The 17,244-nt window shown below is 71.5% G+C and carries 16 protein-coding genes; 5 read left to right on the forward strand and 11 right to left on the reverse strand.

Annotated features, from left to right (window positions below; genetic code table 11):
• Position 1 precedes the first annotated feature (1 nt).
• Positions 2-1,492, reverse strand: a complete 1,491-nt coding sequence (locus ACT53R_RS11895; protein WP_476172090.1) for a leucyl aminopeptidase — start codon at positions 1,490-1,492, stop codon at positions 2-4.
• Between the two features lie 258 nt (positions 1,493-1,750).
• On the opposite strand from ACT53R_RS11895, the gene lptF reads away from it, so the two are divergent.
• The gene (lptF, locus tag ACT53R_RS11900) at positions 1,751-2,854 is read left to right on the forward strand and encodes an LPS export ABC transporter permease LptF (RefSeq protein WP_476172091.1); all 1,104 of its coding nucleotides are present in this window, start codon (positions 1,751-1,753) and stop codon (positions 2,852-2,854) included.
• Positions 2,851-3,963, forward strand: coding sequence for an LPS export ABC transporter permease LptG (gene lptG / locus ACT53R_RS11905; protein ID WP_476172092.1), 1,113 nt, complete (start codon positions 2,851-2,853; stop codon positions 3,961-3,963). The genes lptF and lptG overlap by 4 nt, the downstream gene beginning before the upstream one ends.
• A 6-nt stretch (positions 3,964-3,969) precedes the next feature.
• On the opposite strand, the gene ACT53R_RS11910 is transcribed toward lptG, so the two are convergent.
• Both ACT53R_RS11910 and ACT53R_RS11915 read right to left on the reverse strand, forming a co-directional pair.
• Positions 3,970-4,584 carry a hypothetical protein gene (locus ACT53R_RS11910; protein ID WP_476172093.1) on the reverse strand — a complete coding sequence of 205 codons (615 nt, stop codon included), beginning with the start codon at positions 4,582-4,584 and terminating at the stop codon, positions 3,970-3,972.
• Positions 4,585-4,588: 4 nt separating this feature from the next.
• Entirely contained in the window at positions 4,589-5,065 is a 477-nt protein-coding gene (locus ACT53R_RS11915; RefSeq protein ID WP_476172094.1) for an RDD family protein, read from the reverse strand.
• A gap of 42 nt (positions 5,066-5,107) precedes the next feature.
• Between ACT53R_RS11915 and xerD the strand changes: the two genes are divergently transcribed.
• The 3 genes from xerD (at position 5,108) to purL (ending at position 11,126) form a co-directional block, all read left to right on the forward strand.
• Positions 5,108-6,061 carry a site-specific tyrosine recombinase XerD gene (gene xerD / locus ACT53R_RS11920; RefSeq protein WP_476172095.1) on the forward strand — a complete coding sequence of 318 codons (954 nt, stop codon included), beginning with the start codon at positions 5,108-5,110 and terminating at the stop codon, positions 6,059-6,061.
• Positions 6,062-6,247: 186 nt separating this feature from the next.
• Complete coding sequence (locus ACT53R_RS11925; RefSeq protein WP_476172096.1) at positions 6,248-7,045, forward strand: thioredoxin fold domain-containing protein; 798 nt, start codon at positions 6,248-6,250, stop codon at positions 7,043-7,045.
• 88 nt (positions 7,046-7,133) lie between these two features.
• Positions 7,134-11,126, forward strand: coding sequence for a phosphoribosylformylglycinamidine synthase (gene purL, locus ACT53R_RS11930; protein WP_476172097.1), 3,993 nt, complete (start codon positions 7,134-7,136; stop codon positions 11,124-11,126).
• A gap of 31 nt (positions 11,127-11,157) precedes the next feature.
• On the opposite strand, the gene ACT53R_RS11935 is transcribed toward purL, so the two are convergent.
• The 8 genes from ACT53R_RS11935 to rlmM all read right to left on the reverse strand — a co-directional run bounded on the left by ACT53R_RS11935 (position 11,158) and on the right by rlmM (position 17,233).
• Entirely contained in the window at positions 11,158-11,862 is a 705-nt protein-coding gene (locus ACT53R_RS11935) for a class I SAM-dependent methyltransferase (RefSeq protein ID WP_476172098.1), read from the reverse strand.
• A 167-nt stretch (positions 11,863-12,029) separates the two neighbouring features.
• A complete protein-coding gene (locus ACT53R_RS11940) occupies positions 12,030-12,392 on the reverse strand; it encodes a hypothetical protein (RefSeq protein ID WP_476172099.1) in 363 nt (120 codons plus the stop codon).
• Positions 12,389-14,122 (reverse strand): phosphoenolpyruvate--protein phosphotransferase, encoded by a 1,734-nt coding sequence (ptsP, locus tag ACT53R_RS11945; RefSeq protein ID WP_476172100.1) that lies wholly within the window; start codon positions 14,120-14,122, stop codon positions 12,389-12,391. The genes ACT53R_RS11940 and ptsP overlap by 4 nt, the downstream gene beginning before the upstream one ends.
• 5 nt (positions 14,123-14,127) lie before the next feature.
• Complete coding sequence (locus ACT53R_RS11950) at positions 14,128-14,397, reverse strand: HPr family phosphocarrier protein (RefSeq protein WP_476172101.1); 270 nt, start codon at positions 14,395-14,397, stop codon at positions 14,128-14,130.
• A 27-nt stretch (positions 14,398-14,424) separates the two neighbouring features.
• The gene (locus ACT53R_RS11955; protein WP_476172102.1) at positions 14,425-14,817 is read right to left on the reverse strand and encodes a PTS sugar transporter subunit IIA; all 393 of its coding nucleotides are present in this window, start codon (positions 14,815-14,817) and stop codon (positions 14,425-14,427) included.
• A 49-nt stretch (positions 14,818-14,866) separates the two neighbouring features.
• Entirely contained in the window at positions 14,867-15,682 is an 816-nt protein-coding gene (locus ACT53R_RS11960) for a nucleotidyltransferase domain-containing protein (RefSeq protein WP_476172103.1), read from the reverse strand.
• Positions 15,683-15,701: 19 nt separating this feature from the next.
• Positions 15,702-16,088 carry a hypothetical protein gene (locus ACT53R_RS11965; RefSeq protein WP_476172104.1) on the reverse strand — a complete coding sequence of 129 codons (387 nt, stop codon included), beginning with the start codon at positions 16,086-16,088 and terminating at the stop codon, positions 15,702-15,704.
• Entirely contained in the window at positions 16,085-17,233 is a 1,149-nt protein-coding gene (rlmM, locus tag ACT53R_RS11970; protein WP_476172105.1) for a 23S rRNA (cytidine(2498)-2'-O)-methyltransferase RlmM, read from the reverse strand. Before rlmM ends, ACT53R_RS11965 begins: the two co-directional genes overlap by 4 nt.
• Positions 17,234-17,244 lie beyond the last annotated feature (11 nt).

A 17,244-nucleotide genomic window follows, 5' to 3' on the forward strand; every position in this document is an offset into this window, starting at 1 on the left:
GTCAGCCCTGCACCCGGTCCAGCAGCCACTGCGCCAGCAGGCCCACCGGGCGGCCGGTGGCCATGCCGAGCTTGCCGTCGTCGTTGGCGACGCCGGCGATGTCCAGGTGCGCCCAGCGCTGGCCTTCGGTGAAGCGCGAGAGGAAGCAGCCGGCGGTGATGGCGCCGGCGTTGCGGCCGCCGATGTTGTAGACGTCGGCGAAGGCCGAGGTGAGCTGGCTCTGGTATTCGTCCCACAGCGGGAGGCGCCAGGCGCGGTCGAACACGTGCTCGCCGGCGGCCAGCAGTTCGTTCGCGAGGTCGTCGTGCTTGCTCATCAGGCCGGCGGCGTACTTGCCGAGCGCGGTCACGCAGGCGCCGGTGAGGGTGGCGACGTCCAGCAGCGCCTGCGGCTCGAAGCGCTGGGCGTAGGTCAGGGCGTCGCAGAGGATCAGGCGGCCTTCGGCGTCGGTGTTGCCGACCTCGATCGTCCGGCCGGACATGCTGGTGAGCACGTCGGACGGGCGATAGCTCATGCCGTCGGGCATGTTCTCCACCGCGGGGACGATGCTGATCAGGTTGACCGGGAGGTTCATCTTCGCGGCGGCGACGAACGTGCCCAGCACCGTGGCGGCGCCGCACATGTCGTACTTCATCTCCTCGATGCCGCCGAGGGTCTTCAGGTTGATGCCGCCGGTGTCGAAGGTGATGCCCTTGCCGACCAGCACGAAAGGCCTGGCGTCGCCGCCGTTGTTCCACTTCAGCACGATCAGCTTCGGCGGATTGGCCGAGCCGCGGGACACCGCCAGCAGCGAGCCCATGCCCAGGGCTTCCATCTGCGCGCGGTCCAGCACCTCGCATTCGGCCTTCGCGTGCTGCGCGGCGAACGCCTGCGCCTGCTCGGCGAGGTAGGCCGGGTTGCAGACGTTCGGCGGCAGGTTGCCCAGTTCGCGGGTGAAGGCCACACCATCGGCGATGGCGATGCCCTGCGACAGCGCCTGGGCGTCGGTGCCGGCGATGGCGACGGCGGCCAGCTTGCTGGCGCCCTTGTCGCGGTTCTTCTCGCCGAGGGTGGCGCTGTAGCGGTAGCTGGCGTGGTTGAAGGCGACGACGGCCTGGCGCACGGCCCAGGCGGTGTCGCGGCCGGCCACCGGCACTTCGCTCAGGGTGAACAGGGCGTTGGCGGCGGCGCCGTCCTTCAGCGCGCGGGCGGCGTCGGCGGCGGCCTTGAGGTACTGCGGCACGCCGAATTTGGCGGCGTCGCCCAGTCCGATCGCCAGCACCCGCGGCGCGGCCACGCCGGGCAGGTCCAGCAGCAGCGCGGTGCGGCCGGTCTTGCCGGACACGTCGCCGCGGGCGACCAGCGCGGCCAGGCGCCCGCCGGTGGCGGCGTCGACCGCCTGCCCGGACGGGGTCAGCGACTGGTCGGCGAAGACGCCGATCACCAGGCAGTCGACGGCGTGGCGGGGGGCATCGGCGGCGGGCGCGCCGTGGAGGGTGAAGACGAGGGCCATGGATCGGTTCCGTGCGGACGGTGAAGGGGCTGCACGACGGGCGCGGGCGGGGCTGCCTGAACCGCCGAGGCCGGCATCGTTCAGGTGGCGTGCCTTTCCGAGGGGGGCCTCCGTACAATCGCCCGGCGCCCTGCGGGCCCGGAGACGTGCCGGCGGCGCCCGGCGCCGGCCTCAACAACCGGCCGCGGCGCGCGCAGAATCCCGGAAGTTTAATCGAAAGCCCCCGCCGGATGCCCGGCGACCGGAGCCCCCGTCCCGATGTCGAAGCTGGATCGCTACCTGAGCCGCGAATTCGCGCAGAGCACCTTCGCGGTGCTGACGATCCTGCTGATCGTGCTGCTGGGCGGCGCCTTCGCGGACGTGCTGGGCGACGTGGCCCGCGGCAAGGTGCCGCCGGGGATGCTGCTGATCCAGCTGGGGCTGGTGTTCCTGAAGTGGCTGCCGCTGATCCTGCCGCTGGCGGTGATGCTGGGGCTGATGCTGGCCATGGGCCGGCTGTACCGCGATGCCGAGATGCCGGTGCTGGTGTCGATCGGCGTGGGCCCCCGGCGCATGCTGCGCCCGCTGGCGCTGATGGCCGTGCCGGTGGTGACGATCGTGGCGCTGTGCTCGCTGTGGCTGGGCCCGTGGGCCGACCGCCAGTCGGCGCGGATGATCGAGGAGGCTGGCCGCAACCTGCTGATCGCGGGCATGGAGCCGGGCCGCTTCAACGAGCTGCCTGGTGGTGGCGGCGTGATCTACGTCGGCGGCATGTCCCCCGACAATCGCGAACTGCAGCGGGTCTTCATCTACCGCCAGAAGCAGGATCGCTTCGACGTGACCACCTCGCGCACCGGGCGGCTGTCGTTGCAGGCCATCTCCGGCGACCAGCGCGACCGCTACCTGCGGCTGGAGCAGGGGTTCGAGGTCGAAGGCCCGCTGTCCGGCCCGGGCCGCGACTACCGGCTGGTGCGCTACGGCGCCAATGAAGTGCTGCTGCCCGACGACACCAACCCGCACCGTCGCACCGACGACGTGGCGCTGAAATCCACGCTCGCGCTGCTGGGCACGCCCGGCGCCGCCGCCGCCGCGCAGGTGCATTCCCGGCTGGCGCCGCCGCTGCTGACCCTCGGCTTCGCGCTGCTGGCGATCCCGCTCTCGCGCAGCAGTCCCCGGCAGGCGCGCTACGGCAACCTGGCGGTCGGCTTCCTGATCTACCTGTTCGGCGTGTTCCTGATGATGCTCGGCACCCAGTGGCTGCAGGACGGCAAGCTGCCGACCACCGCCGGCCTGTGGTGGCTGGTGCTGCCGGTGCTGGCGGCCGGCGTCTGGCTGTACGCCCGCGACGGCGCGATCCGGCGGCCGAAGGCGGTCCGCGCATGAGGCCGTTCCCGAAGATCCACGACCTGTACCTCGGTCGCGTGGTGTTGTCGACGGTGCTGCTGACCTGGGGCGTGCTGGTCGGGCTGGACGCGCTGATCAGCGGCCTGCTGGTCGAGATGAACGACGTCGGCACCGGCCGCTACGACTTCCTCGCCGCCGCGACCAACGTCGCCTACAGCCTGCCGCGGCGCATGTACATGCTGTTCCCGTATTCGGCGGTGATCGGTGCCACCATCGGCCTCGGCCAGTTGTCGTCCAGTTCCGAACTCACCGTGCTGCGCGCGCTGGGCCTGTCGCGGCGGCGCATCAGCCTGTCGGTGATCCTCACCCTCGGCGTGCTCACCGCGCTGATGGTGGTGAACGGCGACACCCTCGGCCCGTGGGCGCAGCGCCGTGCCGACACGCTCAAGGCCGCGGCCAAGTCCAACGACGTGATCGTGGCCCAGTACTCCGGCCTGTGGGCGCGCGAGGGCGACGTCTTCCTCAACGCCCAGACCGGCGAGGAGCGCAGCGAGGGTGGCCGCCAGTGGCTGCAACTCAACGACGTGCGCCTGTTCGAACTCGGCCCGGACGGTCGCCTTGCTTCGATCGTCCACGCCGAAAGCGCCGAACACGAGAAGGGCCAGTGGATCCTGCGCAAGGTCGAACGCACCCGCTTCGAGGCCCGTGCTGCCACCCGCACCAGCGCCGCCGAGGAACGCTGGACCTCGCGGCTCGACGCCTCGGCGCTGGCCGCCACCACCCGAGACATCTGGCGCCCGCGCTACATGACCAGCGACCAGCTGAAGGCCGGCATCGAATACCGCGAGCGCAACGGCCTGGATTCGAGCGAATACCAGGAGTTCTACTGGGGCATGTGGTTCTACCCGGTGAACGTGCTGGTGCTGTGCCTGCTGGCGATCCCGTTCGCGTTCGGCTCGCTGCGCAGCGGTGGTCTCGGCAAGCGCCTGTTCACCGGCATCATCTTCTCGCTGGGCTTCTGGCTGGTGCAGACCCAGTTCGTCCGCCTCGCCGGTGTGTTCAAGTTCGACTACCGCATTGCCTACGCCATCCCCGCGCTGGTGATGGTCGGCCTGTCGGTGTGGATGTTCCAGCGCAGGACGGAGTAGGTGTCGTCACCGGCCTCGTGGCGGTGACAGGACGAACGCATCGCGGAACAACTGTGTCACGTCGTCCGAGATGCGCGGCATGCGTGCGGACAGCGCTTCGGAAATTCTTGCGCAGAAACCGTGCAAGTCTCGCTCGATGGGCGCGAGCGCCATGGTGAGCGCCGAAGTGTCGAAACGCAACGCAGCTAGCGGGCGGTGCCCGTCGGGAACGTCAGCCCAGAGCACGAAATGATCGCCGTGGCGCTCGATCGTCGGGGTCGGGTCGTGGCCGAGCCACAGGCTTTCGCCGCCATTGAGCAGATTTTCCCAATCGCGCCATTGCTCCAGACCGCAGCAGCACGAGGGCGCGATGGTCTCGTCGCCGATGGTGGCGGCCAGTCCACCCGGAAGCAGCAAGGCATCGCGCGCGCGGAGTCGTGCGATCGACGCTTCAGGGGTGGTGGCGTCGGCGCCGTTGCATGCGACCAGGACGCCCAGCACGCGCACGACGTCGTCGTCGGAGGCCGCGTGATCGAGGCGGATCCACGGCGCGTCCGCATCGGCGTCGGGTGCCCACCAGAGGCGCAACCACGGTTCCGGCCTTTCGGCTACCGCGGCGAGCGAGAGGGGCGCGAACGCCATGCGGTCAGCCCTTCGCCACCCGCACCATCCGCGTGCCGCTGGCACGGTCGTGCCAGGTCAGGCGGTCGCGGTCCAGCCAGGCCCACCAGAAGCCGAGTCCGCCCAGCAGCAGCGACGGGGTGGCGACGGCGAAGCGCAGCCACAGCGCACGCCACGACGGCGCGGTGCCGTCGGCGGCGGTCACGCGCAGGCGCCACGGGCGCATGCCGAGGGTCTGGCCGCCATTCCGCCAGCTGAGCACGGCGTAGAGGCCGGTGATCGCCCACAGCGCGAGCAGTTCGAGCCAGCCGGCGACGGTGTCCGCGCGGATGGTCTCGCCGCCGTGCAGCGCGACGGCGATCAGGCCGACGAGGAACCACAGGCCCAGCATCGGGAACAGGTCGTACAGCAGCGCGAGCAGGCGCCAGCCGACGAGCGGTTTCGGGCGGGCGGGGGCGTCGGAAGGGGCCGGAGCGGGCGTATCGGAGGTGGTCGCGGTCATCGCGACAGGATACGGGATCGTGCCCGCGCTACCCTTGCGCGCATGCCCAGCCGCACGCCCGCCGACCGTCGCATGCTCGTCCACGCGCTGCCGCCGCTGCGCGACGCCGACGCAGCCGCCATCCATGCCTTCATCGAGGCGATGTGGGCCGAACACGGGCTGGCGAAGCAGACGCAGGCCAGCTACCGGCGCGATCTGGAAGGCTTCGCGCGCTGGCGTGACGGCGCCGGCGGCGGGCTGTGCGGCGCGGACCGCGCGGCGCTGTTCGACTACCTCGCCTGGCGCACCCGCGAGCAGTATTCGCCGCGCAGCAACGCGCGCCTGCTGTCGACGCTGCGGGCGTTCTTCGCACTGCAATTGCGCCGCGGCGCCCGTGCCGAAGACCCGACCGCGCTGCTCGATCCGCCGAAGCTGCCGCGCTCCCTGCCCAAGGCGCTGGCCGAGCGCGAGATCGAGGCGCTGCTGGCGGCGCCGGACGTGTCCACGCCCGAAGGCCTGCGCGACCGCGCGATGCTGGAACTGATGTACGCCGCCGGCCTGCGCGTGAGCGAACTGGTCGGGTTGCCGGCGACGGCGGTGAACCTGCGCCAGGGCGCGCTGCGGGTGACCGGCAAGGGCGGGCGCGACCGGCTGGTGCCGCTGGGCGAGGAGGCGCAGCACTGGCTGCAGCGCTATCTCGCCGAGGCCCGGCCGGCACTGGCCGGCAAGCGCGCGCCCGCCGCGTTGTTCCTCACCCCTGCGGCCGAGCCGCCGACCCGGCAGGCGTTCTGGACGCTGGTGAAGCGGCTGGCGGCGGTGGCGGGGATCGATCCGCAGCGGATCAGCCCGCACGGCCTGCGCCACAGCTTCGCCACCCACCTGCTCAACCACGGCGCCGACCTGCGCGCGCTGCAGATGCTGCTCGGCCACGCCAGCCTGTCGACCACCCAGATCTACACGCTGGTCGCCCGCGAGCAGCTCAAGCGCCTGCATGCGCAGCACCACCCGCGGGCCTGAGCGGCAGCCCCGCGAGCCCATGCCGGGGGCGGCCGTTCCGCGTCGCCGAAACCGTGAAGAAGGGGGCGCTTCCGGCACGGCCGCAGGCGCACGTCGCGTGCGACAATCGGCCGGAACCTCTGAACCCGGCCGCGTTTCCGCGGTCCGACGTCCACGCCCTTCCGCCCTTCGATGGAACCGCCCTGCATGAAATTCCCGGTGTTCGCCCTGTTGTGCGCCCTCAGCCTGTCTGCCTGCGCGCAGTCCAAACCCGCTGCCGCCGACCAGGCCGCCGATCCGGCGAAGGGCACCCCGGACGAGATGGTGCGCGCCGAGCTGAAGAAGCTGGATCCGCGGCTGGTGCCGGATCGCGTGGCCCCGGCGGCCATCGCCGGCTTCCAGGAAGCGATCGTCAACGGCCAGACCCTGTATTTCAGCAACGATGGCCGCTACATGCTGCAGGGCTCGCTGTTCGACCTGAAGGCCAAGCGCGAGGTCGGCCGTGAGGGTCTGGCCGCGGTCCGTCGCGAGGCGCTGGCGAAGATCCCGGTCACCGACCGCATCGTCTTTGCGCCGGTCGGCCCGCGCAAGCACACCGTCGCGGTGTTCACCGACATCGAATGCGGCTACTGCCGCAAGCTGCACTCGCAGATCGCCGAGTACAACAAGCTGGGCATCGCGGTCGAATACCTGGCCTTCCCGCGCGCCGGCCTCGGCAGCCCGGACGCGCTGGTGATGGAGTCGGTCTGGTGCTCGGCCGATCGTCGTCAGGCGCTCACCGACGCCAAGAACGGCCGCCCGGTGCCGCCCAAGCGCTGCGAGAACCCGGTGGCCGCCGAATACCAGCTCGGCCAGCGCCTCGGCCTGCAGGGCACCCCGATGATCGTCGACGTCGAAGGCGAGGTGCTGCCGGGCTACATGGACCCGACCACCATGCTGGACGCGCTGGACAAGCTGGCCGTCGAGCGCAAGAAGGGCTCGGGCACCCCGGCCGGCGGTCGCTGAGGCTCGCCACCCCCGTCCTGCCGGCCTTCCGGGGCCCGGCGGGACGGCTTCCGGTACAATTGCCGCCCCGCGCTGACGTGTACCGGACATGATCGTCCTCGAGGGCCTCCCGGCCCTGTCGCCGTTCCGCCGCGAACGGCTCGAAACCCGCCTCCGGGCGATTGTCCCCGACATCCGCGTCTCCGGCGCCTGGTGGGTCTACTGGGTCCGGCCCGAACCGGGCCGCACGCCCGACGCCGATGCCCTCGACCGCATCCTCGAAGCCCGCGCCGCGGTCACGCCGCCGGCCGATGGCGCCGTGTCGCGCTTCATCGCGCCGCGCCTGGGCACGATCTCGCCCTGGGCCAGCAAGGCCACCGAACTGCTGCGCGGCGCCGGCCAGCCGGTGCTGCGCGTCGAGCGAGGCACCCGCATCGACCTCGTCGGCTTCCCGGGCGATGCCGCCACCCGCGCGGCGCTGGCGAAGGCGCTGCACGACCCGATGACCCAGTCGCTGCTTGCCGATCCCGGCGAGGCCGCGGCGCTGTTCTCGGTGCCGGCGCGCGGCGCGCTCGAAATCGTGCCGCTGGCCGACCTCGAAGCCGCCAACGCCCGCCTCGGCCTGGCGCTGGCCGACGACGAGATCGCCTACCTGCGCGAGCGCTATGCCGCGCTGGGCCGCGACCCGCACGACGTCGAGCTGATGATGTTCGCGCAGGCGAACTCCGAGCACTGCCGGCACAAGATCTTCAACGCGTCCTGGACCGTCGACGGCCGCGAGGCGCTGCACAACGGCGGCCCGCAGTCGCTGTTCCGGATGATCAAGCACACCCACGCGCAGACGCCCGAGTACACGCTGTCGGCGTACAGCGACAACGCGGCGGTGGTCGAGGGTTACCCGGCGAAGCGCTTCCGGCCCGATCCGGCCACGCTGGAATACCGCGCCGAGGCCGAAGCGCCCAGCGCGTTCTGCATCAAGGTGGAGACCCACAACCATCCGACCGCGATCTCGCCGTTCCCCGGCGCCTCCACCGGCGCCGGCGGCGAGATCCGCGACGAGGGCGCGACCGGTCGCGGCGGCAAGCCGAAGGCCGGCCTCGCCGGCTTCAGCGTCTCGCACCTGCGCATCCCCACGCTGCCGCAGCCGTGGGAAGGCGAGCGCGCGCTCAACCCGCGCATGGCGCCGGCGCTGGAGATCATGCTCGACGGCCCGCTCGGCGCCGCGGCGTTCAACAACGAATTCGGCCGGCCCAACCTGACCGGCTATTTCCGCACGTTCGAAGCGCGCGAGCCCGACACCGGCCTCGTCCGCGCCTACGACAAGCCGATCATGCTGGCCGGCGGCCTCGGTGCCGTCGACCGGCCGATGGTGGCGAAGCAGCCGCTGTCGCCCGGCGATGTGGTGATCGTGCTCGGCGGCCCGGCGATGCTGATCGGCCTCGGCGGCGGCGCCGCCAGTTCGGTGGCCTCCGGCGAAAGCGCCGAGGACCTCGACTTCGCCAGCGTGCAGCGCGACAACCCCGAGATGGAGCGCCGCTGCCAGGAAGTGATCGACCGCTGCGTCGCGCTGGGTGCGGACAACCCGATCCTGTGCATCCACGACGTGGGCGCCGGCGGCCTGTCGAACGCGATCCCCGAGCTGCTGCACGACTCGTCCGTCGGTGGCGTGATCGACCTCGCCAAGGTGCCCAGCGACGATCCGTCGCTGTCGCCGATGCAGCTGTGGTGCAACGAATCGCAGGAACGTTACGTGCTGGGCGTCGCCCCGCACCGCCTCGCCGACTTCGCCGCGATCTGCGAACGCGAACGCTGCCCGTTCGCCGCGGTCGGTACGGCGACGGCGGAGGAGCGGCTGGTGGTGGGGCATTTCACCTCTCCCCCCGGGAGAGGTCGACGCGAAGCGTCGGGTGAGGGTGCGGAGCACGACGGAGGTCACCCTTCCGCCGGCCCTCTCCCCAACCCCTCTCCCTCGGGGAGAGGGGCTGAAAGCCCCGCCATCGACCTGCCGATGGACGTGCTGTTCGGCAAGGCGCCGAAGATGCATCGCGATGCGCGCCGCCCCGTGGCCACGCCGTGGCCGTCGCTGGACGGTGCCGGCATTGACTTGCACGACGCCGGCCTGCGCGTGCTTGCGCATCCGGCCGTCGCCGCGAAGTCGTTCCTGATCACCATCGGCGACCGCAGCGTCGGTGGCCTGACCGCGCGCGACCAGATGGTCGGCCCGTGGCAGATGCCGGTGGCCGACTGCGCGATCACGCTGTCGGGCTTCGACACCTTCGCCGGCGAGGCGATGGCGATCGGCGAGCGCACGCCGCTGGCGCTGATCGACGCCGCCGCCGCCGCGCGCATGGCGGTGGGCGAGGCGATCACCAACCTGCTGGCCGCGCCGGTCGCGTCGCTCGACCGCGTCAAGCTGTCGGCGAACTGGATGGCCGCCGCCGGCCACGCCGGCGAGGACGCCCGCCTGTTCGACGCGGTGAAGGCGGTCGGCATGGCGCTGTGCCCGGCGCTCGACCTCAGCATCCCGGTGGGCAAGGACTCGCTGTCGATGCAGGCGCAGTGGTCGCAGGCCGGCGAGGCGCACAAGTCGGTGTCGCCGGTGTCGCTGATCGTCAGCGCGTTCGCGCCGGTCGAGGACGTGCGCGGCCAGTCGACGCCGCTGCTGTCGCGCGAGCCGGGCACCGAACTGTGGCTGATCGGCCTCGGCGCCGGTCGCAAGCGCCTGGGCGGCTCGATCCTCGCCCAGGTGTTCGACGGCTTCGGCGGCCGCCACGGCGAGGACGGCGTGCCCGACCTCGACGACCCCGAACGCCTGCGCGGCCTGTTCGACCTCATGCGCGACGCCCGCGAACGCGGCCTCGTCCGCGCCTACCACGACCGGTCCGACGGCGGCGCGTTCGCCGCGCTGTGCGAAATGGCGTTCGCCTCGCACGTCGGCCTCGACATCAGCCTCGACGAGTGGGGCGGCGACGTCCTGCGCACGCTGTTCTGCGAGGAACTGGGCGCAATCGTGCAGATCGCCGAGGAAGACCGCGCCGAGTTCGCGGACCTCGTCGCCGAGCACGGCCTGATCGAATGCGCGCAGCGCATCGCGCGGCCGACCACCGCCGCCGCGGTGCGCGTGCTGGAAGACGGCGCGGTGCTGGCCGAATGGCGCTGGGAGGCGCTGTTCGACGCGTGGTGGGCGACCACCCACGCGATGCAGCGGCTGCGCGACAACCCCGAATCCGCCGACGAGGAGCGCGCCGCGGTGCGCCGCTTCGACGCGCCGGGCCTGCAGCCGAAGCTGACCTTCGACGCGGCCGACGACGTCGCCGCGCCGTACATCGCCACCGGCGCAAAGCCGCGCGTGGCGATCCTGCGCGAGCAGGGCGTCAACGGCCAGATCGAGATGGCGTCGGCGTTCGACCGCGCCGGCTTCGTCGCGGTCGATGTGCACATGAGCGACCTCATCGCCGGCCGCGTCGCGCTGGACGGCTTCGCCGGCCTCGCCGCCTGCGGCGGCTTCAGCTACGGCGACGTGCTGGGCGCGGGCCGCGGCTGGGCGACGTCGATCCTGGAGCGTCCGGCGCTGCGCGACGCCTTCGCCGCGTTCTTCGCCCGCCCCGACAGCTTCGCGCTGGGCGTGTGCAACGGCTGCCAGATGCTGTCGCAGCTCAAGGACATCATCCCCGGCGCCGAGCACTGGCCGCGCTTCCTGCGCAATCGCAGCGAACAGTTCGAGGCGCGCTTCGGCTTGCTGGAGATCGCCGACTCGCCGTCGCTGTTCTTCCTCGGCATGACCGGTGCGCGCCTGCCGGTGGCGATCGCGCACGGCGAAGGCCGGGCGACGTTCGACGTGCCGGCCGATCGCATGGCCGCGACCGTGGCCCTGCGCTACGTCGCCGGCGACGGCAGCCCCGCGGCGAGCTACCCCGCCAACCCGAACGGTTCGGAAGACGCCATCGCCGGCGTCACCAGCCGCGACGGCCGCGCGACGATCCTGATGCCGCATCCCGAACGCACCCCGCGCAGCGCCAACCTCAGCTGGCACCCGGCCGACTGGCCGGAGGACTCGCCGTGGCTGCGCATGTTCCGCAACGCGCGGGTGGCGGTGGGCTGATCGCCGCCGCGCCAGACGGGCGCGCCGCGGATCAGGTGTCCAGTCCGACCTGCGCGTGGCCGAATTCGCGGGTCTTGCGCACCGCGATCTGGCGGTCGGCGCCGACCACCTCGTAATGGCCTTCGAGCGTGGCCAGCAGGCCATCGACGCCGCGTTTCGGGCATTCGGTGGCGCAGGCGGCGATGTGCTGCTCCATCGCGTCCTTCACCACGTCGCGGCCGCGCAGCGACGCCCAGAGGCGTGCCAGCGCGCCGGGCACCGGCGGTTCGCCGTACTTCGGCGGCACCCACAGGTAGTCGTCGAACACCATCACGCCGCCGACCTTGAGCATCGGCCAGCTCATCACCCCGTCGGCGAGCGCGCCGAACGCCGAGTGCCAGCCGTCGACGTAGACGATGTCGTACGGGCCTTCGACCTGCCTCAGCCCCTCGAAGCTCGGGCCGTGCACTTCGCGCACCTTCCACGTGTGTTCGGAGGTGTTGTGGCGGAAGCGCGAGAGGTAGTCGCCGTGGACCGGGTCGGTCGCGAACAGGTCGAGGCAGTCGATGCGCGCGTCCTCGGCGGTGAGGATGTTCTCGCACAGCCACAGCGTGGAGCGGCCTTCGAAGCTGCCGATCTCCAGTGCGCGCAGGCCGGGCCGGCCGCTGAACTCGCCCAGCCAGCGCTGCAGGCTGGGGATGTTGCCGTCGAACCAGTTCTGGGTGAACTGCGGCATGCGGATCGGGGCTTCGGTCATGGCGGGCGTCTGCGGAAGGGCGTGCGCGAGTCTAGAGCGTGTCATGCCTTGGCCACCAGCCAAGGCAGCGCCACGGACCTTGCCTCGGCGACCCGGGGATGCGACGCGGCGCATGAAAAAGGGCATGACACGCTGCCGATCTGCACGCCACGTGCGCGGCGGCAGGCTCAGCCGAACACGATCTGGAAGATGCCGTAGAACGCGGTGCCGATGCCGACGATCAGCAGCGCCATCAGGCGGCGGCTTCCCGCATGCACGTCGGTCGCGGCTTCGATCGTCATGATGATCACGCTCGCGGCGATCATGCCCAGTCCGGTCAGCAGGATGCCCACGCCCTTCCGCCGCAGCTGCGACGTCGCGGGGGCCTGGCTGCGCGCGACGATCTCCTGCGCGAGGTCCTTGGGGCAGCCGATGTGGCGCAGCGCGTCGATCACGCTGTCCGGCGCGGTGCGCACCGCGAGCAGGCGCACTGCGTGTTCCTCCCAGCGCGCGATGCGTTCGGGTGTCGGCGGCGGCCGGCCGTCGATCACGTCGACACCCGCGCCAGCCAGCGCTCGATGCCGGCGCGGTCGCGGGCGCGCAGCAGCACGGCGGCGCGGGCGCGCAGGGCGGAGAGGTCCAGGTCTCGGATCGCGCGGCGCACTTCCAGCAGCGTGCCGGGGTGCAGGCTGAATTCCTCCAGCCCCAGCGCCAGCAGCACCGGCGCGAACAGCGGGTCGCCGGCGATCTCGCCGCACACCGCCACCGGCTTCCTGTGGGTCTTCGCGGCGCGGATGATCTCGAACAGCAGCCGCAGCACCGCCGGATGCAGCGGCGAATACAGGTCGCCCAGCGCCTCGTTGGTGCGGTCGGCGGCGAGCAGGTACTGCACCAGATCGTTGGTGCCGATCGACAGGAAATCGGTGTCGGCGATGAAGGTCTGCAGCGCGATCGCGGCCGAGGGCACTTCGATCATCGCGCCCACCGGCACCTGGTCGGCGATCGCCTGGCCCTCGGCGCGCAGTTCGCGCTGCACGTCGCGCACCAGCGCGCGCACGGCCAGCATCTCCTCGCGGCCGCTGACCATCGGCACGAGGATCCGCACCGGCCCGTAGCCGGTGGCGCGGAGAATGGCGCGCAACTGGGTGCGGAACAGGTCGATGCGCGACAGCGACAGGCGCACGCCGCGCAGGCCCAGCGCGGGATTCGGCTCGCCGGTCAGCGCCAGCCCGCTTTCGTCGGCCTTGTCCGCGCCGATGTCGAGCGTGCGGATGGTGACGGTGCGGCCGGTCATCCCCAGCACGAGGTCGCGATAGGCGCGGAACTGCTCCTCCTCGTCGGGCAGCGTGCGGCGCAGCGCGGCGGGGCGGTGCATGAACAGGAATTCGGTGCGGTACAGGCCCACGCCGGCGGCGCCGAGCGCGTGCGCCTCGGCCACGTCCTCGCGCGACTCGGCGTTGGCCCAGAGCCTGACGTCGACGCCGTCGAGCGTGCGCGTGGGCTCGCGCCGCAGGCGGTGCAATTGCTTGCGCTCGCGCGCGTACTCGCGCACCCGCGCCTGGTGCGCGCGCAGGTCGTCGGCGTTCGGCTCCAGGATCACCAGGCCGCTGCCGCCGTCGACCGCCAGCACGTCGCCGTCGTTGATCTTCTGCAGCGCCTGCGCCGCGCCGATCACCAGCGGCACGTGCAGGCTGCGCGCGAGGATGGCGGTGTGCGACAGCGGGCTGCCGCCGGCGGTGACCACCGCCAGCACGCCCTGCGCGTGCAGTTGCGCCAGTTCGGTGGGCGCGACCGTGTCGGTGACCAGGATGTCGCCGGCGATGCCCTGCAGGTCGGCCTCGCGCTTGTGCAGCGCGGCGTGCAGGCGGCCGACGACCTGGTCGATGTCGTCGATGCGGCTGCGCAGGTAGGCGTCGTCCATGGCCGAGAACACCGCGGCGATGCGGTCGCGCTGCAGGCGCAGGGCGTAGTCGGCGGTGTAGCGGCCGGTGCGGATCATGTCGTCCAGGCCGGCGAGCAGTTCGGGGTCGTCCAGCAGCAGCGCGTGCAGGTCGAGGAACTCGCCGACCTCGTGCGCCAGCGCGCCGTGCAGGCGCTCGCGCAGGACGTGCATGTCCGCGCGCACCGCGTCGACCGCGGCGTGCATGCGCGCGACCTCGGCCTCGACCAGTTCGGGTTCGATCCGGTCCTCGATGACCTCCAGCGCATGCGGCAGGCGCACGCGCGCCCGTCCGAGTGCGCCGCCGCGCGATGCGCCGTGGCCGGAGAGGACCCGTCTCATGCGCCTCAGCTGTCCTCGTCGAAGCGGCGTTCGAAAAGCGCCGCGATGGCGTCCATCGCCGCGGCCTCGTCGTCGCCGTCGGTGCGCACGATCACCGTGCTGCCCTGGCCGGCGGCCAGCAGCATCACGCCCATGATGCTCTTGGCGTTGACCTCGCGGCCCTTGGCCGAGATGGTGGCGCCGCAGCGGAACGGCGAGACCGTCTGCACCAGCTTGGCAGTGGCGCGGGCATGCAACCCGAGGCGGTTGAGCACCGGCAGTTCGCGTTCGATCATGGCGTGGCCTCCCCGGGGCCCGTGGTGTCAGGCGTCATCGAAGATCGCCCCGTTGCGCGCGCCGGCGGCCGCGACCGCCGGCAGTTCGTCGAGCGGCAGCTCGGCATAGTTCATCACCCGCAGCAGCATCGGCAGGTTGAGCGAGGCCACCCGCCGCACCGGCGTGCCCAGCCGCGAGACCTTCGCCGCCAGGTTGCTGGGGGAGGCGCCGTACAGGTCGGTCAGCACCAGCACTCCGTCGCCCCCGTCCACCCGGCGCAGCGCGGCGCTGGCCTGCGGCAGGGCGACGTCGAGGTCGAGGTCGAACGGGACCTCGAACGCCTCGGTCTTCAGCGGCAACTGGCGCAGCAGCCGGGTCGCGACCGCGACCAGCGCGGTCCCGATGCCGGGATGGGTGATGAGCAGGATGCCGACGGCCATGCCCCCAACTTAGCAGACGGATGCGAGGGGCCGGAAGCGGGAGGCGGGCTCAGTCGCCGTTTTCGTCCAGCACGCGATGGAAGAGCGCGTTCAAGGCGGGCAGGGTCGTGCTGCGTCCTTCCGCGTCGGGCTGCAGGCCGTCCAGCCGCGCCAGTTCCCGTTCGATGAAAGCGTTGAGCGACGGCACCGCGTCCCCGACCCAGGTTTCCGGCGCGACGCGCTTGCGCGCCTGCAGATCGCGGATGTCGGCCAATAGCGCGGGTCGATCGTCGACCAGGTGCAGCAGCGCGTCGAACTCGATCGGCGCCGGCGTCGCGTAACGTTCCAGCCACAGTGTCGCCAGCAGCGGACGCAGCGCGTAGAAGTACTTCTTCAGCCGCACCGGCTCCTCGCGCAGATAGCCGCGGTAATTGGTCTTGGCCATGCTGCGGTAGTGGTACAGGCCGTTCGTCACCGAATAGACCTCCGGCAGCAGGCGGCGCGCCTCGGCGGCGAAGGTGCCGCGTTCGAGATAGCGGATCGGCGACTGGATCCATTCGACGAACGCCGGGTTGGACTTGCGCAGCAGTCGCAGCGCCTTGCGCACGTCCCAGCCGTTGAGGTCGATGTCGTCGACGATCGGATATTCGATGACGTCGCGTTTCTCCTCCAGGTCGACCGCCTGGTACCAGCGCGGCGGGTGCGCGTAGATGAAGCGCACGTCGTAGTCGGAGTCGGGCGAGGCGAAACCCCAGGCGCGGCTGCCGGATTCGACCGCCAGCAGGATGCGGACCCCGTGCTCGGCTTCCGCGCGCTGCAGGCGGCGCAGGATCTCGGCATGCACGTCGGCGGGGATGGCGGAGTGGGGCGGGAACTCGGTCGTCATGTCGGTTTGGATGATGTCGTCAATCTTCGGGCAATCGTCCGCGCTCGAGGAAGACCTGCAAAGCCGCTCCTGCCGCGACAGCCAAACGCTGCCATTCGGGTGCGGCGATGACCGTTTCCAGCGCGCCGTCGGGCAGCCAATCGGCCACCTCGTTCCAGACGGTATGGAAGCCGGCAACGGCCTCGATTTCCGCATGGGTGAAGATATCGCCGACGGAATAGTGCCTGCGCCAATCGTCGCCGACGACGTCTTCCCACTGGTGGACCACCTCGCGAGGCACATGCACGACGAGCGCCTGGCGCTGGTACTCGCGCTGTTGATCCGCGGATGCCGCCAGTTCGAGCGATTCGATGATCCGGTTGCGGAGTCGTTGCTGGATCAGGTGCGGGGGAGGGGGCGCGGTCACGGCGAGGTCGATCGCGCCGGCGTCGCGAACACGGTGATTTCCTCGCGATCGTGGTAGAGCTGCTTCGCGCGGATCGTCAGCGGGCGGCCGGCCTGGGAGGCGAAGCGGTCGAGGCAGAGGCGGGTCTCGTGCCAACGCTTCTTCATCGGCAGCTTGAGGTTGAACACGGCGTGCCGGCACCAGCCTTCTCGGAACCATTCGGCCATGCGCGCGGCGACGCGCGACGGTTGCTCGACCATGTCGCAGACCATCCAGTCCAGCGGCTTCGCCGGATGCCACGCGAAACCATCCGCGCGCAGGTGCTGGACGAGGCCGGTCTCCATGACGTGCGGGCGCAACGGGCCGTTGTCGATGGCGGTGACGTGCAGCTTGTGGCGCGTCAGTACCCAGGTCCAGCCGCCGGGCGCGGCGCCGAGGTCGGCCGCGCGCATGCCTTCGCGCAGCAGGCGCGTGCGCTCGTCGGTGGTCAGCAGCGTCAGCAGCGCTTCCTCGAGCTTGAGCGCCGAGCGCGACGGCGCGTCGGCATGCATCTTCAGCCGCGGCACGCCCATCGGCCACGGCGCGCTGTCGCGCGGGTCGCCGGCGGCGAGGAAGGCGTGGTCGCCGGCGACGAAGCACACGTGCAGGCGCGGCAGGCGGTCGTCGTCCTGTGCCGTCAGCAGGCCCGCCTTGCGCAGCGCCGGCCGCAGCGCGTTGCCGAAGCTGCGGGCGAGGCCGGCGAGCGGCTTGGCGTCGTCGGAGTCGGGGTGTTCGACGACGAGCGTGCCGAACCGCTGTTTCTGTGGGAGCGGCGTAAGCCGCGACGCATCTCCGACGGTGCCGGAGTCGCGGCTCACGCCGCTCCCACAACGGGTTAGCAGCGCCTCCAGCATCGGCGCGATGCGGTCCTTCGGGTCGAGGTCGCGCAGCTCGGCGATCAGCACCAGCTTCTGCCGCGCGAAGATCAGCTCGTCGAAGGGCAGCGCCTGCGACAGCGCTTGACCGCTTTCGCCGAGATCATCGCCGGTCAGGAACAGCGCGTAACCGGCGTTGCGCTCGGTGCGCGCGTAGCCCGCGAGCCCCGCCTCCGCGGCGTGATCGGTGAGTTCGCCGGCGAGTTCGGGCTCGAAACCGGCGCGGCAGTAGCAGAGGAGGCCTGAGGTCATGCCGGCATTGT

The sequence above is a fragment of the Lysobacter sp. DMC104 genome (assembly GCF_056313665.1).

What these genes read in the sequence shown, in the direction of transcription:
- rlmM (WP_476172105.1), bottom strand. Translation starts at nt 17,233, where the DNA reads ATGACCTCAGGCCTCCTCTGCTACTGCCGCGCCGGTTTCGAGCCCGAA.
- ACT53R_RS11895 (WP_476172090.1), bottom strand. Translation starts at nt 1,492, where the DNA reads ATGGCCCTCGTCTTCACCCTCCACGGCGCGCCCGCCGCCGATGCCCCC.
- ACT53R_RS11910 (WP_476172093.1), bottom strand. Translation starts at nt 4,584, where the DNA reads ATGGCGTTCGCGCCCCTCTCGCTCGCCGCGGTAGCCGAAAGGCCGGAA.
- ACT53R_RS11955 (WP_476172102.1), bottom strand. Translation starts at nt 14,817, where the DNA reads ATGGCCGTCGGCATCCTGCTCATCACCCATCCCGGCATCGGGACCGCG.
- lptG (WP_476172092.1), top strand. Translation starts at nt 2,851, where the DNA reads ATGAGGCCGTTCCCGAAGATCCACGACCTGTACCTCGGTCGCGTGGTG.
- purL (WP_476172097.1), top strand. Translation starts at nt 7,134, where the DNA reads ATGATCGTCCTCGAGGGCCTCCCGGCCCTGTCGCCGTTCCGCCGCGAA.
- ACT53R_RS11950 (WP_476172101.1), bottom strand. Translation starts at nt 14,397, where the DNA reads ATGATCGAACGCGAACTGCCGGTGCTCAACCGCCTCGGGTTGCATGCC.
- ACT53R_RS11925 (WP_476172096.1), top strand. Translation starts at nt 6,248, where the DNA reads ATGAAATTCCCGGTGTTCGCCCTGTTGTGCGCCCTCAGCCTGTCTGCC.
- lptF (WP_476172091.1), top strand. Translation starts at nt 1,751, where the DNA reads ATGTCGAAGCTGGATCGCTACCTGAGCCGCGAATTCGCGCAGAGCACC.
- xerD (WP_476172095.1), top strand. Translation starts at nt 5,108, where the DNA reads ATGCCCAGCCGCACGCCCGCCGACCGTCGCATGCTCGTCCACGCGCTG.
- ACT53R_RS11935 (WP_476172098.1), bottom strand. Translation starts at nt 11,862, where the DNA reads ATGACCGAAGCCCCGATCCGCATGCCGCAGTTCACCCAGAACTGGTTC.
- ptsP (WP_476172100.1), bottom strand. Translation starts at nt 14,122, where the DNA reads ATGAGACGGGTCCTCTCCGGCCACGGCGCATCGCGCGGCGGCGCACTC.
- ACT53R_RS11960 (WP_476172103.1), bottom strand. Translation starts at nt 15,682, where the DNA reads ATGACGACCGAGTTCCCGCCCCACTCCGCCATCCCCGCCGACGTGCAT.
- ACT53R_RS11915 (WP_476172094.1), bottom strand. Translation starts at nt 5,065, where the DNA reads ATGACCGCGACCACCTCCGATACGCCCGCTCCGGCCCCTTCCGACGCC.